Source organism: Polaromonas sp. A23 (assembly GCF_002001015.1).
Classification (GTDB): Bacteria; Pseudomonadota; Gammaproteobacteria; order Burkholderiales; family Burkholderiaceae_C; genus Polaromonas.
This window is the reverse complement of record NZ_MUNO01000041.1, coordinates 50,247-67,041: the sequence shown is the minus strand read 5'-3', so window position 1 is coordinate 67,041 and position 16,795 is coordinate 50,247. Positions and strand designations below refer to the sequence as shown.

Annotated in this window: 7 protein-coding genes; 3 read left to right on the top strand and 4 right to left on the bottom strand. The window is 63.8% G+C overall.

Features of this window, described 5'->3' with window-relative positions; all coding sequences use genetic code 11:
• The first annotated feature begins 158 nt into the window (after nt 1–158).
• Both murU and B0B52_RS18615 read left to right on the top strand, forming a co-directional pair.
• Nucleotides 159–851 (top strand): N-acetylmuramate alpha-1-phosphate uridylyltransferase MurU, encoded by a 693-nt coding sequence (gene murU, locus B0B52_RS18620; protein ID WP_077595168.1) that lies wholly within the window; start codon nt 159–161, stop codon nt 849–851.
• 16 nt (nt 852–867) lie between these two features.
• The gene (locus B0B52_RS18615; RefSeq protein ID WP_077595167.1) at nt 868–2,253 is read left to right on the top strand and encodes an aminopeptidase P N-terminal domain-containing protein; all 1,386 of its coding nucleotides are present in this window, start codon (nt 868–870) and stop codon (nt 2,251–2,253) included.
• A 12-nt stretch (nt 2,254–2,265) separates the two neighbouring features.
• Here the strand turns inward: B0B52_RS18615 and B0B52_RS18610 are convergent, their stop codons facing one another.
• From B0B52_RS18610 to B0B52_RS18595, 4 genes are all read right to left on the bottom strand, one after another.
• A complete protein-coding gene (locus B0B52_RS18610; RefSeq protein ID WP_077595166.1) occupies nt 2,266–2,865 on the bottom strand; it encodes a zeta toxin family protein in 600 nt (199 codons plus the stop codon).
• Nucleotides 2,862–3,206, bottom strand: a complete 345-nt coding sequence (locus B0B52_RS18605) for a hypothetical protein (RefSeq protein ID WP_077595165.1) — start codon at nt 3,204–3,206, stop codon at nt 2,862–2,864. Before B0B52_RS18605 ends, B0B52_RS18610 begins: the two co-directional genes overlap by 4 nt.
• 92 nt (nt 3,207–3,298) lie before the next feature.
• Entirely contained in the window at nt 3,299–11,905 is an 8,607-nt protein-coding gene (locus B0B52_RS18600) for a filamentous hemagglutinin N-terminal domain-containing protein (protein WP_077595164.1), read from the bottom strand.
• Nucleotides 11,906–11,909: 4 nt separating this feature from the next.
• The gene (locus tag B0B52_RS18595; protein WP_139352008.1) at nt 11,910–13,643 is read right to left on the bottom strand and encodes a ShlB/FhaC/HecB family hemolysin secretion/activation protein; all 1,734 of its coding nucleotides are present in this window, start codon (nt 13,641–13,643) and stop codon (nt 11,910–11,912) included.
• 775 nt (nt 13,644–14,418) lie between these two features.
• Here B0B52_RS18595 and B0B52_RS18590 point away from each other — a divergent pair.
• On the top strand, nt 14,419–16,728 hold the full coding sequence (locus B0B52_RS18590) for an NADP-dependent malic enzyme (RefSeq protein ID WP_077595162.1): 2,310 nt from the start codon (nt 14,419–14,421) through the stop codon (nt 16,726–16,728).
• The last annotated feature ends 67 nt before the right edge of the window (nt 16,729–16,795 follow it).

The following is a 16,795-nucleotide window of genomic DNA, read 5'->3' as shown; positions in this document are numbered from 1 at the left end:
GCCGTGTCTACGCATACAGCCAAGCTGCGGCGGGTTGCTTCCTCTTTCTTCCCGTCAATACAAGTCCTGATTTTTGCTATGATTTCAGTAGCTACTTATGCCCGTATTCTCTGGGCAAACACCCAATTCGCCTTCACAAAAGCATAATCACAGCCTGTATGACCACCCAAGCCCTGATTCTGGCCGCCGGCCGCGGCGAGCGCATGCGCCCGCTGACCGATCTGACGCCCAAGCCGCTGCTACCAGTGCAAGGCAAACCGCTGATCGCCTGGCACCTGGAAAGTCTTGCGCGCGCCGGCGTGAAGGAGGTGGTGATCAATACCGCCTGGCTGGAGGACCAGTTTCCGGCCGCGCTCGGCGATGGCAGCGCCTGGGGCCTGCGCATCCGCTATTCGCATGAAGGCGCACTTTTTGGTGGCGCACTGGAAACTGCAGGGGGCATTGCCACCGCGCTGCCGCTGCTGCAGGACGCACCCTTTTGGCTGGTTGCCGGTGACGTGTTCATGCCGGGCTTTGATTTTCCGACGGCCGATGCGCAGCGGTTTGCTGCCTCCGCTGCGCTGGCACACATTTACCTGGTGCCGAATCCGCCGCACAACCCGAAAGGTGACTTCGGCATCAGCAGCGCTGGCCTGGCGCTGTCGCAGGCGGATGAAAAATTCACCTACAGCACCGTGGGCCTGTATCGCCCGGCCCTGTTCAAAAATACGCCGGTCGGCCAGAAAGCCGCACTTGCACCGTTGCTGCGCGAGGCCATGCAGAGCGGCCTTGTCAGCGCAACGCTATATTCAGGGCCATGGACCGACGTGGGCACGCCCGAGCGTCTGGCCGAGTTGAACATCCCACGTTAGGAAAACGCTTTTACCCATGACCACCATCTACGAAAAACGCCGTGCCGCGGTGGCACGTGCCCTCAAAGCTGCCGGCGGCGGCATTGCCCTGCTGCCCACTGCCCCTGAAGTGGCGCGCAACCGCGACAGCGACTTCGCTTACCGCCATGACAGCTACTTTTATTACCTGACCGGCTTCAACGAGCCCGGTGCCTGGCTGGCCATTGAAGCCAGCGGCAAGAGCACGCTGTTTTGCCGGCCCAAGGACCTGGAACGCGAGATCTGGGACGGTATCCGCCTGGGCCCGAAAGCTGCGCCGGCCGCATTGGGCGTTGACATGGCTTTCAGTGCCGAAGCCCTCGAAGAAAAAATGCCGGCCCTGCTGACCAACCAGAACGCGGTGTGGTTTCCGTTTGCCACGCACCCGGGCCTGGAGACGCAGGTGGACGGCTGGCTGGCCAAGGTCAGGGCCCGTATCCGCTTCGGTGCCGAATGCCCGCAGAGCCAGCACGACCTGTGCAAGCTGCTGGACGAAATGCGGCTGGTCAAGGACACGCATGAAATCGCCATCCTGCGGCGTGCCGGCAAAATTTCTGCGGGCGCCCATGTGCGCGCGATGCAAACCTCGGCCGCCATGCTGCGCAGCGGCACCAAAGGCGGCCTACGCGAATACCACCTGGAAGCCGAGCTGCTGCACGAGTTTCGCCGCCATGGCTCACAGTACCCGGCCTACACCAGCATCGTCGCGGCAGGCGCCAATGCCTGCGTGTTGCACTACCGCGCGGGCGACGCCGAGCTGAAGCCCGGTGAGCTGTGCCTGATTGACGCCGGTTGTGAACTCGACGGTTACGCCAGCGACATCACCCGCACCTTTCCGGCCGATGGCAAGTTCACACCGGCGCAGCGCACGCTGTACGACATCGTGCTGGCCGCACAGGATGCAGCGGTGAAAGTCACCAAACCCGGCAAACGTTTCATGGACCCGCACGACGCCGCCACGCGCGTGCTGGCCCAAGGCATGCTGGACACCGGCCTGCTCGACAAAAGGAAACACGGCAAGGTCGACGACGTGCTGGAGTCGGGTGCCTATCGCCAGTTCTATATGCACCGCACGGGTCACTGGATGGGTATGGACGTACACGACTGCGGCGACTACACCGAACCCGGCAGCAAGCCACGCGAAGAAAAAGACGCGTTGGGCCAAACCGTGATGCGCAAACCCTCGCGCATTCTGCGGCCGGGCATGGTCACCACCATCGAGCCCGGCATCTATGTGCGGCCAGGCAAAGGGGTGCCGAAAGAGTTCTGGAACATCGGCATCCGCATCGAAGACGACGCGTTGGTCACGGCCAAGGGCTGTGAGCTGATGACGCGCGGCGTGCCTGTGAAGGCAGATGAAATTGAAGCCTTGATGCGGGGATGAGGGCGCAGCCGGTCAGGCTGCAGCCAGCAGCGTGGCAACCCAGGCCGGCAATTTTTTCACCAGAAGGGTGGTCTGCTCTTTCTCGCACATTGCCACCAGCACATGTGCGCCCCGCTCTACTTCGGCGGCATCGTAGACAAAGGCAAGATCCGCGCGCCGCACTGCTTTCTTGAGGTTGGCCATGGTGCGCGGGTAGCGTTCCAGAATGCGTTTGGCCGGAACGCTGTGGCCACCTTCCTGAACGCGCTGGCTGACCCGGGCCAGCAGGCGCCGCCGGTCGCCCACCGACACCACATAGAGAACCACCTGATAACCCAGCGACTGGGCCTGACTGACAAGGTTTAACTTGGATTCGTGCGAGAAGACGGTTTCGCTGACGAAATCAACCCTGGCATGGAGCAATGCCTCCCGCCGTCCGTCGGCCCACTCACGCGCTGCCTCGGAACGTTTTTGAGGGTCGGCGATGTGCTGCAAATGGCTTCGTTCGTACAGGTCGGCATTAACAAACTCCAGTTCGCCGCCGAAGGTACCGCCGGCCGCCAGGGCGCGGTAGAGCGTCGATTTGCCCGCGCCGTTGGGTCCTGCAAGAAGATGAAAAGTGGGCTTGCTCAAGCAGCGGCCCGTCGCACCGCCTGTTTACGATTTTCTTCAACAATGGTGCGGATCCGGGCTTGCAGGGTGCCATCGGTACTGGCGGCCAGTACGCGCTGCTTTAGGGTCTCCAGCGAATCAGGTGTTTTTCCGCGTGCCTGTCGCACCGCCGCCTCATACCCCTCAATTGCCGTCTGTGCCTCTTGCACCGTCAGGCCGGAATGCTCAACCACTCGGCCAAGTGTGGCCCAGTACTCGATTTGCCCGGCAGCCGAACGACGCAGGGGCTGGGCGGCCTCGCGTGCTTGTTGCACCAGGCTGGCTGGGAGTTTGACGGAAGCAAAGTTGCTGGGCGCAGTCATGATGGACTCCTTTATGGCGCATTTTGCGCCATTTTGCCTCTTTTTGCAAATGACAACCGACCCGTCGGCAGCCAGGCGTTGCCCGGTCCAACTCAGCCCGGTTTGTCTGACCGCGCCGCTGGTGAGCGATCGACAATGACCCTGCGCGGCGGCGACCCGTCACCCTGGGCCTCGGAAATCGTCAACACCACCGAACGCTCGCCGGCAATCACCAGCACTTGCAGCGGCAAGGCGCCGGCCGGCACGGCCTTGGCCACAAAGGCCCGGGTATCCGGGTCATAACGCAACCACGCCGGCAACGGCCGGCCGGTGAGGGTGCTGGCTTGAATCGGTGCCCCACTTGCCGCAGCCCATGCCAGCAGGCCTGCGGGAAGGGAGAACCGGAAGCCCGCACTTGCAGTCGCACCAGCCACCGTCACCGAGACAATGCCGGGCTCCTGGTCGGTGGCCTCGCGCACCGTCGCCACCGAAACACATTCTCCGCCTGCGCTCTCCTCCGCGGCGCTTGACGCCTGGCAAGCGCCCGACGCGGTTGGTGCGTTTTCAAGCAAGGCATTCATGCCCGCAACCGTCAGCCCGCCGGTGCTCAGACGTGGCGTGATGCTTGGTGGCGGTGCCGGGAAAAATGCACCGGCCAGACTGGACAAATCGGTAATGCTGGCCGTTGTGGTGGCGGTGTCACTGGCCAGTATGTAGTTGTCCGCAGCAGCGCCGCCCAGGGTGATGCCGGTGATGTAGACGGTCTTGTTCGTGCCTACCGATGGGGTATCAAAGTTGCCGATCGCGGTGGTCACATTGAGCGCATCCCCCGGGACCATGTTGGGAAAGCCGGCGCCGCCGGTGTTGAGCGTGGCACTGGTGTTGCCATCCACGACTTTGTTATCGGCCGTGATGCCGGTCACGCGGGGGATGCTTCTTCGCGTGATGGTCAGCAGGCCGCTGTTCAGCACCAAAGTGTAGTTTTCATTGTTGGTGGCGCCGGGCGTGATGGTTACCGGGCCGGCGGCCACCGGCGTGTTGAACACCGCCGACGTACTGCGGTAAGTGCCGACGCTGGCATCCGTATCGCCATCAATGAAGCCGGTGGTGGGGCTGCCGGTGAACACGGGATTGGCGTCCCCATAAACGCGGGTTGCGTTGTCGGCACTGATGGTCAGTGTGGGTGCAATGCGGTACATAAACATGTTCGAACTGCCGCCCGGGGTGAAGCTGGCGGCGGTGTTGTAACGCTTGCTGTAACCGGTAACACCTTCCGTCGTGGAGCCCGGATCACCGCTGTACACCAGATAACGTCCGACGGAAGCCACGATGCCGCTGACACCGACGTTGTTGATCAGTTGCCCGCCGGTGGAAGTGCCGGCGGCGTTGGAAGAACCTGCCTTCAGAACAATGGCGTCGCCACCGGCGCTGGATGTCACCGCGTTGTTCAGGGTAAGGTTGGACGCCGCGCCCGTGGTTTCAATTTTCGCGGTGCCGGTGGTGGTGACGCCCGCCACACCCACGGTGCCGACAATCAACGCACCGGTCTGGCTGTAGTCAATGCTCCCAGTGTTGGCCGCCAGCGTAGTTACGGCGTTGCTTGCGTGGCGCAAGGTGTGGGACCCACCCGTACCGGTGAGCGCCAGGCCCGCTACCGCAATCGCGCCGGACTGGGTCACCGCGCCGCCGGAAGATAGCGTGGCATTGCCGCTGGTGCTGACAGCGGCCACGTCAAAGCCCGTGCCGCTGGTGTATTGAATCGCTCCGGTGCCCGTCGCCTGCAGGTTGACGGCGGTGGCGTTGTTGCCGGTGTTGGTCAGCGTGATGGGTGCGTTGGCTGTCAGGTTCTGGACCTTGAGTGTGCCCGCCGTGATGTTGCCGGTGGTCGCCGTTTGAGTCACTGCGCCGCTGGCGGTCAGGTCCAGCGTGCCGGTTCCGACGCTCGACGCGCTTGTCCCTACACCGAGATTAATTGCTCCGGTACGCACAAAGGCATTGGCGTTTCCTGTGGTGTTGATGCTCAGGTTGGTTGCGGCGATGTCAATGCCATTGGCGTTGCTCGTCCCAATCTGGCCATTGGCATTGAGCGTGACGTTGGTGGCGGTGACGGTTTGTACGCCGGTGTCGGTCATGGAGCCCGCATTGAGCGTCACGGTTTTGCCCGTCAGGCCAACAGCTGCCCCTATCGTCAAAACACCGGTGCTGGCGGTGTCGCCGATCACGATGGGGCCTGTGGCGCCTGTCGTGATCGCAGTTATTTCAGCCGCTGAGATATCAAAACCGGAAGCGCCTGCGAGCGACATGGCGCGATTGGCCGTCTTTGCTTTGAGAGTCAAGGTGCCACTGCTCGTCAGCGCGTTGTTACCTGTGTTGGTACCTATGGCCACCGTGTCCGCCGTCACCGTGATCGCGCCGGTACCTGCGCTGACATCGATATTGGTGTTCTGCGTGTAGGTGCCGGTACCGGCATCCATCTGGACCGCGCCGCCGCTGCCTGCTGCAGCGCCGCCTGAAGCCGTGCCGCCCACTGCGGACAGATTGCTTGCCACGGTAACGCCCACCCCGCTGAGCGTGATGGCTCCGGCGTTGCCGCCGGCGGCCACACCCGCCACGCCATTGCCGCCTGTCGTTGTGACCGTCCCCAACGCCACGCTGCTGCTTGTGGAACTGGCATTCACCGCGCCGGCGTTGCCTCCCGCCTGGCCAGAGCCTGCCCCGTTGCCGCCAATGGTGCTGATCGCTCCACTCCCGCTTACGGCCCCGCTGCTTGCTGCCAGAGTGATGGCCCCACCGTTGCCGCCTATGCCGAGCGTACTGGCATTGGTGCCGTTGGCTGTCATGGTGCTGGCACCGAGCGTCAGCGCCGCCCCGCTGATATTGATGGTGCCAGCGTTGAGTCCGCTTGACGTGCCAACCGCGGTACCGCCGCTGGAAGCGACGTTTCCAGTAGCCACAGAGCCGTTGGCGCTGAGCACCACGTTGCCGCCAGCCGCTTTGGTGCCGCCCGTGGTGGTAATCGCTGCCGTGGTGAGGTTGCCACCTGCTGCGCTGTTGGTCACGTTGACGCTGCTGGTGGCGTTGAAGCTGCCCGCTGCGCCCGCGCCCGGCGCATTGCCGGTTTGTACCGTCAGTGCGCCCGTGGTGAGGTTGCCTGTGCCGCTGTTGGCCACCACCACGCGCCCGGCGTTGCCTCCGTTGCCCGTGCCGACCGCCGCACCACCACTGGCCGTCATGGCCGCGCCTGCTATGCCGCCGACTGCCGTGACGTTGACTTGCCCACCTGCGCCGCCGTTTTGGTTGGTGCCCACGCCTGCTGTGCCACTCGCGGTGATGGCGCCAAGGGCTGTGATGGCTGCGCCCGTGTTGATCGTGACGTTGCCTGCATCGCGCCCGTCCAGGGTGCTGAGGGCATTAACCGTGCCGCCGCCTGTGCCGATGGTGCTCGCACTCAGTGTGCCTGTCGTGCTGATGCTGACCAGCCCGCCGTTGCCGTTGGCCTGACCGCTGGTGTTCAGTGCGGCCAGGGTGGTCGCCGTCGCTGCTGTGGCGTTGTTGTTGACGGTGATGCTGCCAGCGGCTCCCGCTGCCGCGGTGCCCACTGACGCGCCCGTGCGGGCGTTGAGCCCGCCGCTGCCTATCAGGTTGATGGCCCCCGTGCTGGCTGCGCTATTGGTCACGCTGATGGTGCCTGCCGCGCCGCCTGCGGCGTTGCCGGTGCCGCCTGCGCCGCCGTTGGCCGTCATGACGCCGACGCCACTGCTGCTCATGCCGCCTGCGGTACTGGTCACGCTGATGGCGCCGCCGCTGCCGCCTGCAAAGTTGGCGCCGTTGCCTGCCCCGCCTGTAGCGCTCAGCACACTGGCTCCCAGGGTGACGGTGCCGCCGCTTAAGGTGATGTTGCCTGCGTTCGCTCCCGCGCTGGTGGTGCCTGCTCCACCCGTCGCAGTGATGGCCGCCCCGCCTGTGCTGAGCACGCCTGTGCCGGCTGCGCTGACGTTGATGCTGCCGCCTGCGCCTTTGATGCCGCCGGTCGTGGTTAGCGCCGCTGTGGTGACGTTTCCTGTGGCAAAGCTATTGCTCACGCTGATGGAGCCGGCCGTGCCGCCCACACCTGTGCCGACTGCGTTGCCGGTGCTCGCTGTCAGGGCGCCCGTCACGAGGTTGCCCGCGGTGCTGTTGGTCACCGAGATCGTGCCGGCGTTGCCGCCGTTGGTGTTGCCCGTGCCTCCCGCGCCTCCCGAGGCGGTGATGGCGGCGGTCGTCACGCCGCCCACGCCTGTGACGCTCACTGTGCCTGCGTTTCTGCCGGCCTGGGCCGCTGCACCGGCGCCGCCGGTGGCCGTGATCGCGCCGACGCTTGCCGTGCCGGTGGCGCTGGCGCTGATGTTGCCGGCATCCCCGTTGACGCCGCCGCTGGTGCTGAGTGCGCCTGTGCTGAGGTTGCTGCCGGTCAGTGCAATGCTGCCGACTGCACCGCCGGCTCCTGTGCCGGTCGCCCCACCCGTCGATGCAGTGATGGTGCTCGTGCCCAGTGTGCCCGCGCCGGTGATGGACACCACCCCTGCCGCGCCGCCCGCCTGGTTGGTGCCGTTGGCCGCGCTGCCGCTGGCGGTGATGGCGCCGGTGATGCTTCGGTTCACACCGGTGATCGTGATGTTGCCCGCGTTGCTGCCCGCGCGTGTGCCTGCCGCCAGTACGGTGCCGCTGGTGTTTAGTGTGCCCGTCACCGTGACGCCCGCTTGAGACGCCAGTGTCACAGCGCCGCCATTGCCGCCCGCGCCGCCTGCTGTTGACAGCGCCGTTGTGGTGACGTTTCCTGTGGCCGCCGTGTTGCTCACGCTGATGGAGCCGGCCGTGCCGCCCGCACCTGTGCCGACCGCGTTGCCGGTGCTCGCCGTCAGTGTTGTGGTCTGTATGTTGCCTGCGCCGCTGTTGTTCACGCTGATCGTGCCGGCGTTGCCGCCCGCGCCGTTGTTGACACCCGCCCCGCCGCTGGCCGCCAGGGCCGTCACGGTAACGCCGCTGTTGCCGGTGACCGAGATCGCTGCGCCGTTGCCGCCGGCCTGGACTCCGGTGGTCACGCCGTTGCTGCCACTGGCGGTAATCGTTGTGCCGGTCAGCAACCCGCCCGTCGCCTGCAGGGTCACAGCGCCCGCGTTGCGCCCGGTTGTGCCCGCATTGGCCGTGCCGCCTGAGCTGTTGATGGCCCCCACGGTTTGCGCACCCGCCGTGGTCACGCTGATGGCGCCGCCATGGCCGCTGGCGCCACCCGTTGTGGTGAGGGTGCCCAATGTCGTGGCTATGCCTGTGGCGTTGTTGTTGACGGTGATGCTGCCAGCGGCTCCCGCTGCCGCGGTGCCCACTGACGCGCCCGTGCGGGCGTTGAGCCCGCCGCTGCCTATCAGGTTGATGGCCCCCGTGCTGGCTGCGCTATTGGTCACGCTGATGGTGCCTGCCGCGCCGCCTGCGGCGTTGCCGGTGCCGCCTGCGCCGCCGTTGGCCGTCATGACGCCGACGCCACTGCTGCTCATGCCGCCTGCGGTACTGGTCACGCTGATGGCGCCGCCGCTGCCGCCTGCAAAGTTGGCGCCGTTGCCTGCCCCGCCTGTAGCGCTCAGCACACTGGCTCCCAGGGTGACGGTGCCGCCGCTTAAGGTGATGTTGCCTGCGTTCGCTCCCGCGCTGGTGGTGCCTGCTCCACCCGTCGCAGTGATGGCCGCCCCGCCTGTGCTGAGCACGCCTGTGCCGGCTGCGCTGACGTTGATGCTGCCGCCTGCGCCTTTGATGCCGCCGGTCGTGGTTAGCGCCGCTGTGGTGACGTTTCCTGTGGCAAAGCTATTGCTCACGCTGATGGAGCCGGCCGTGCCGCCCACACCTGTGCCGACTGCGTTGCCGGTGCTCGCTGTCAGGGCGCCCGTCACGAGGTTGCCCGCGGTGCTGTTGGTCACCGAGATCGTGCCGGCGTTGCCGCCGTTGGTGTTGCCCGTGCCTCCCGCGCCTCCCGAGGCGGTGATGGCGGCGGTCGTCACGCCGCCCACGCCTGTGACGCTCACTGTGCCTGCGTTTCTGCCGGCCTGGGCCGCTGCACCGGCGCCGCCGGTGGCCGTGATCGCGCCGACGCTTGCCGTGCCGGTGGCGCTGGCGCTGATGTTGCCGGCATCCCCGTTGACGCCGCCGCTGGTGCTGAGTGCGCCTGTGCTGAGGTTGCTGCCGGTCAGTGCAATGCTGCCGACTGCACCGCCGGCTCCTGTGCCGGTCGCCCCACCCGTCGATGCAGTGATGGTGCTCGTGCCCAGTGTGCCCGCGCCGGTGATGGACACCACCCCTGCCGCGCCGCCCGCCTGGTTGGTGCCGTTGGCCGCGCTGCCGCTGGCGGTGATGGCGCCGGTGATGCTTCGGTTCACACCGGTGATCGTGATGTTGCCCGCGTTGCTGCCCGCGCGTGTGCCTGCCGCCAGTACGGTGCCGCTGGTGTTTAGTGTGCCCGTCACCGTGACGCCCGCTTGAGACGCCAGTGTCACAGCGCCGCCATTGCCGCCCGCGCCGCCTGCTGTTGACAGCGCCGTTGTGGTGACGTTTCCTGTGGCCGCCGTGTTGCTCACGCTGATGGAGCCGGCCGTGCCGCCCGCACCTGTGCCGACCGCGTTGCCGGTGCTCGCCGTCAGTGTTGTGGTCTGTATGTTGCCTGCGCCGCTGTTGTTCACGCTGATCGTGCCGGCGTTGCCGCCGTTGGTGTTACCCGTGCCGCCGTTGCTCCCGCTGGCCGTGATGGCCGCCGTGGTGACGCCGCCTGCACCCGTGACGCTCACCGCTCCGCCGTTGCGCCCGGTAAGACCCGCCCCGGCCGTACCGCCGTTGGCCGTGATCGCGCCCCCAAGATTGACCACCCCCGTGCCCGTGATGCTCACCGCCCCTGCATTGCCGTTAGCTGCGCCTGTCGTGGTGAGGGTACCCGCCGCCGTGCTGGTCACACTGGCACCGGAGAGGGTGATGCCACCCGCCTGCGAACTGAGCGCCGCAGCCAGTGACAGAGTACCTGCGCCGCTGCTGTCGGCATCGGCCTTGAGATTGATGGCGCCCGTCCCAGTGACACCGATGGTTGCAAGGGCGCCGACGGTGATATTGTTGTTGGCTTCCAGCCGCACGCTGCCATTGGCGGCCATGGTCAGGGGGTTGTTGATGGCAATATCGCGCGTTGCCTGCAAAAACAGCTCGTTGAACCCGGTGACCGTCGATATCTGGACCGTGTAAGTGCCGGGATCAGGCGCAGTCGCAAAAGCCAGATCCGGCGTGTTGACCGCCTGGTTGGTCACCACCGACGGGCTTGATGCGGCTGTGCTGAGAATAATGTCCTGCGGATCAAACAGAACGTTGCCGCCCACACCCTGAGGCGCGGTAACGTCGATGTTGCCCCGCGTATCCAGGTATTGCTTACCGGAGACTTCTACGAAGCCGCCGTTGCCGCTGTTGCTGCCGCCGCGCGCGCTGATGCTGCCGGCGCTGCGCGTGTCGCCGTCAGCCCAAACGACCACCTTGCCGCCGTTGCCCTTGTCAAGCGCATCGGCACGGATTGTGGTGCCCGCGGCCACGTATGTGCGTGCGGCGTTTTGAACCGCGCTGTTTCCGCCCTGGTAGTCGCCGCCTACCAGCACGGTGCCGCCGCCCGCCTGACCAGACACGTCAATATGCGCACCCGTGCCGACCAACACCTTGTCGCCCAGCACCTGCACTGTGCCGCCGCTCTGACCCGCTGCGGTGCCGCTGGCGTCCAGCGTACCTGCAACATGCACCACGCCACTGCGACCACCGCTGAGCACAATCATGCCGTTGCGCTCCGTTGCGGAAGTCGCGCGTATCACGCCGGACTGGTTGATGACCGTGGCCATGGCGTCGCCCAATGCGCTGGCCAGCACGGCCACTTGACCACCCTGCGCCGTGATCACCCCGCTGTTGGCCGCAACAGCGTTGGCCGCTGCCGCATCCACGGAAAAGCGAACCAGCCCGGCACCGCTGGAATCAATCGAAACGCGCGAGCCCGCCACCAGCCCAACCGAACCCGCGTCGGCGTTAATCGCACCGGTATTGCTCACCAAAGGCGCAGCCAACAGGACGTAGCCGCCGCGCGCGGCGTTGATGGTCCCGCCATTGGTCACGCTGCCCGTGTTGCCATTGCCGCTGAAGGTATACCGGCCCGCAACAAAATCCTCGTTGCTGATGCCCAGCGTTGTGGCAACCAGGCTACCCACATTGACTTGGGCGCCCGGCGCGAACATCACCCCGGCAGGGTTGATCAGGAATACCTGGCCGTTGGCACTGAGTGAGCCGTAGATGGACGACGGATTGGCGCCAATCACCCGGTTGAGTGCGACGGAGGCCGCACTGGGCTGCACAAACTGCATGGACTGGCCGGCGCCGATATTGAAGCTTTGCCAGTTCAGTATGGCCTTCTCGCTCCCCTGCGTGACCACCATGGAATTTGCGCCGGGCGTGCTGACGGTTGCCTGCCCCGCGACCACATTGGCACCCTCGGGCAGTGCAGTTGCCAGCGTCGAGAAACCCGCCAGCATGGTGGCCAGCAAGCGCGACAACAGCCGCCCGACGCGCAGGCGGTAGGTGGCAGTCAACTTGCGTGACAGGCGAACCACCACCGTGCGCACAGCCCAGGCCCGGTAGCTTCCCTTCCGGCTGGTAGAGCTTTTCAGTGAGCTTGGCTGTGTCATGCTGCTAGAACCATTTCTGGGCAGAAACCCACGCGCGGGGCGAACGGTCGGGTTCGCCGGTGGAGGGGGCGGACTTGGTGGTCCGCCAGGCCAGGTAGGTGGTGATCAGGAAATTGTTGACCCGGCCCGCCAGCGCGCCTATGCCCACGGCGCCCAGGGAGACCCGGTTGGTGGCACCGGGCACCGCCGTATCGTCGTGGTTCACCCGGACGGTTCCGTAGTCGTAAAAGGCAGCCAGGCTGACCGGCTCGCCCGCCAAAGCAACGGGCGCCGGAAGCTGATATCGGTATTCAAGATTGAGGAGCAGTCCCGCATCGCCTATGCCCTCACCAACGGGGTAACTCCGAACACCGGTGGGCCCACCAAGCGCCATTTTTTCCGCAGACGCCAGGTTTTTGGACGCCATTTGCGCCTGAAGGTTTATATGAACGCTGGAAGGATTGTTGAAGAACTGCGCACGCTGGAATTCCAGGTTGAGTTTGCTGAAGCCTCCAGCCGTGCGAAGCCCGCCAGGACCCTGGTCAAAACCCAGGCTCAGGGCATCCATCCGGGCACGGCCCAGTGTTCCTGTCAGCGCATAGCTGCTTGCTGCCCCGGTACCGACGAGTTCATCCGTGAAATTGCCGAGCACGCCGGCGCGCGCGGTGAGGATGCGGCGCTCGCTTTCATTGACCGGCGTGGTGAGCTGGTCGCTGAATTTCTTGTGTTCCAGGCCGAGCAGGCCGTACAGATTGGTCTCGCGCGAGCGGGTCAGCGGCCGCGTCAACGCCAGGCCCAGGACGTCGGCCTTGCCGGTGGCGCCAAGCGCGGTGAAGGGCTCGCCGAGGGCATAGTCGGTCCGCGCGGCGCTCAAGGTCAAGCGGGTTCCGCCTGCATCCACAGGCAGGGCGTAGGCAAGGCGGTAAAGGTGGCTGCGTGATGCTTCGCTGAGTTGTGCGCGCGCGCTGAACACGTCACCTCGCCCCAGCAGGTTGCTCACGTTGACATTGCCCGACAGATGCCAAGCACCCGCTGCCCGCGCACCGAAGTTGTCCATGCCGACCGAGCCGTCCACCATCAAGCCCCGGGATTGCACTGAAACCATCACGTCAGCCTGTCCGGACTGCTGGCCAGGTTGGACCGTGGCGCTGGCCTCGATGCCTGCAAGGTCGCGCAAAAGCAGCACTGGTTTGTCGAGCAGGTATTCGCTGATCAGCGCGCCCGGCTGGAGATTGGCCGCCACAACGCGGCGCACGTAGGAAGCCGACCCGTTCTGGCCGTCCACCTGCACCTGGACCTTGCCGATGCGGGCTTCGACGACCGCGATGGTGATCGTTCCTCCCGCGGCCTGAAACACCTGCTCGGGCACATACGCTTCGGTGAGGAGATAACCTTGGGCACGGTAATACCGGCTGATGCGGCCCGCCGTTTCAATCAGGCCTGAAAGATCGGTCGGCTGGTTGAGGCGGTCCGCGACCAGGGCCGCCAGGACGCCATCCGAGAAAATGCTGTTGCCTTCGAATCGGAAGGCCGCCGGGGTCATGCGCACCGTCGCAGTTGCCGGCGGGCCCTGCCTGGCAAGTGGCAAGTTGATTTGCGGCGCCCCGGTTTGGGGCAACAAGGGAATCTGCCGCTGCGGCTCCTGCAGCGTTCCCGCGTCTGGCCGCCGAACGGGTTGGGCGGCCGCGGGAGCACCCGCCAAGCCAAGAAGCCCCGCGCAACAAGTCAGGATGGAAAGAGAACAGACGACACGTTTCACCAAGTATCCGATATTCAAAAATTTCTAAATCGCAACAAATTGTATTAATCATTATTGAGTCTTTAGTCAACAGCCTCAAGCCCGATGCTGGTCCAAATACTTATATTGCGTCGTAACAAACAGACAAGGTGTGTGTTTTCTCACAAGAATTTTGTGATTCATCACTCTGAAAATGAGGTGTGGCGAATGCCCCCAGTAGCTGGATAGAGGCCGCAAACGCATAAGGCGGTAGACCCTTTCCGGGAATTTGCCAGGAAAAACCGCCCGCCCTAACCATGCGCCGCATGCAAACACCAGATGCTATGTTATTTATAGCTGCCAGCGCCTGTTAAATAAGGGCTGGCGGCACTTTTCGCTACTTTCCGATGTATTGCAGCCTCCGCAACGCGGTCAAGCGACCTGTCTTTCCGGAAAAAACATGGAATTCACGGCCAGCGAATTCAGCAGTTAGTCCCCCTGATTCACTCGATCTCTCTGGACAACGACCGGATTGCCGGACAAGGGCGAAGGGAACCGGACGAATCAGGTCAGCAAGCTTTCGATGCCACACTCGCCACCGCGGCTCCAATCGTTGTTAACAACCGGCTATTTGCGCAAATTTTGTGCAAAACCCTTATACGCGACATCAAGCTTCTGCATCTGTGCAAAAAAGTCAAAGCCGCCGCACTGTTTTGCGTAGATTCCCTTACTAGGGTTTTCCCCTTGGACGGCCTACAATCGCTGACCTTACAAGAACTTGACGGCCCTGCCGGGCCGCCGCTCAGGAGACAACTTAATGCCAGTGCCAGCCGCCCCCGACAGCCAGGAAAAACGTGAAGAATTGCGCCGCGCTGCGCTGGAGTACCACGAGTTTCCAACCCCCGGAAAGATCGCGATTGCGGCCACCAAGCAACTGATCAACCAGCGTGACCTGGCGCTGGCCTATTCGCCCGGCGTGGCGGCGCCTTGCGAAGAAATTGTCAAGGACCCGAACGCTGCCTTCAAATACACCAGCCGCGGCAACCTCGTCGCGGTGATCACCAACGGCACTGCCGTACTGGGCTTGGGTGACATTGGCCCGCTGGCCTCCAAACCGGTCATGGAAGGCAAGGGCGTCCTGTTCAAGAAGTTTGCCGGCATTGATGTCTTTGACATTGAGATTGACGAGAAGGATCCGGTCAAGCTTGTGGACATCATTGCCTCGCTGGAGCCGACCTTCGGCGCGATCAATCTGGAAGACATCAAGGCACCCGATTGCTTCTATATAGAACGCGAATTGCGCAAACGCATGAAGGTTCCGGTATTTCACGATGACCAGCATGGCACTGCCATCACCGTGGGCGCCGCGATGCTGAACGCACTCAAGGTCGTCGGCAAGCATCCGACACAAGTCAAACTGGTGACCTCGGGTGCGGGCGCGGCAGCGCTGGCCTGCCTGGGCCTGCTTCTCAAGCTCGGCATTCCCCGTGAAAACATTTACGTGACCGATTTGGCCGGCGTGGTCTATGAGGGGCGCACCGAGCTGATGGATGAGGACAAAATCCAGTTTGCGCAAAAGACTTCAGCCCGTACGCTGAGCGACATCATCGAAGGCGCGGACATCTTTCTGGGACTGTCGGCCGGCGGGGTGCTCAAAAAAGACATGGTCAAAAGGATGGCAGCCAAGCCCATCATTTTTGCACTCGCCAACCCGAACCCCGAGATCACGCCGGAAGACGTGAAGACCGTGCGGGATGACGCCATCATGGCCACGGGCCGAACCGACTACCCGAACCAGGTCAACAACGTCCTGTGTTTTCCCTATATCTTCCGCGGCGCTCTTGACGCGGGCGCCTCCACCATCACCATGGAAATGGAAATTGCTGCCGTGCACGCCATTGCCGAGCTGGCGCAGGCCGAGCAAAGCGAAGTAGTCGCAGCCGCGTACACCGGCGAAAAGCTTGCATTCGGTCCGGAATACCTGATCCCCAAGCCTTTTGATCCGCGCTTGATGATAAAAATCGCGCCCGCCGTGGCGAAAGCAGCGGCAGACAGCGGAGTGGCCCTCAGGCCGATCACCGACATGGACGCGTACCGCGAAAAGCTGCAAAGCTTTGTCTACGCTTCCGGCACCACCATGAAGCCGATTTTTGCGGCTGCAAAAAAAGCCACCAAAAAGCGCGTCGCCTATGCCGAGGGTGAGGAAGAACGCGTATTGCGCGCCTGCCAGATCGTTGTTGATGAAGGTCTGGCACGCCCCACACTGATTGGCCGACCGGCCATCATCGCCCAGCGCATCGAAAAATTCGGCCTGCGCCTGAAAGAGGAGTTGGATTACGACATCGTCAACGTTGAACAGGACCACCGCTATCGCGACTTCTGGCAGACCTATCATCGGCTCACGGAACGTCAGGGCGTAACCGCGCAAATGGCCAAAATCGAGATGCGGCGCCGCCTGACATTGATTGCAGGCATGCTGCTGCACAAAGGCGACGTTGACGGCTTGATCTGCGGCACATGGGGTACCACCGCTCACCACCTGAATTACCTGGATCAGGTCATCGGCAAGCGCCCCGGTGTTTGTACCTACGCCTGCATGAACGGCCTGGTGTTGCCGGACCGGCAGGTTTTCCTGGTGGACACCCATGTGAACTACGATCCCACCGCCGAGCAACTGGCAGAGATCACCACCCTGGCGGCAGAGGAGATGATGCGGTTTGGCATCAAGCCCAAAGCTGCACTGCTGTCGCATTCGAACTTTGGGTCTTCCAATCTGCCGAGCGCCCTCAAGATGCGGCATACGCTGCAGCTGCTGCGTGACGAGGCACCGTGGCTGGAAGTGGATGGTGAGATGCACGGTGATGTAGCACTTGACGCCGCGGCCCGGGCAACAGTCATGCCCAACAGCACCCTCGCCGGCGAGGCCAACCTGCTGGTCCTGCCCAACATTGACGCGGCGAATATCACCTACAACCTGCTCAAGACCGCAGCGGGCGGAAACATCGCCATTGGCCCGGTGTTGCTCGGTGCCGCCAAGCCCATGCACATTCTCACGGCAAGCACAACCGTGCGCCGGATCGTCAATATGACTGCACTAACCGTGGCGGATGTCAACGCCTCCAGATAACCCTTTATTAGACAGTTAGTACTAACTTATAATTTTCTTTTTCGGGCCAAAGATTGCCTGAATTTTA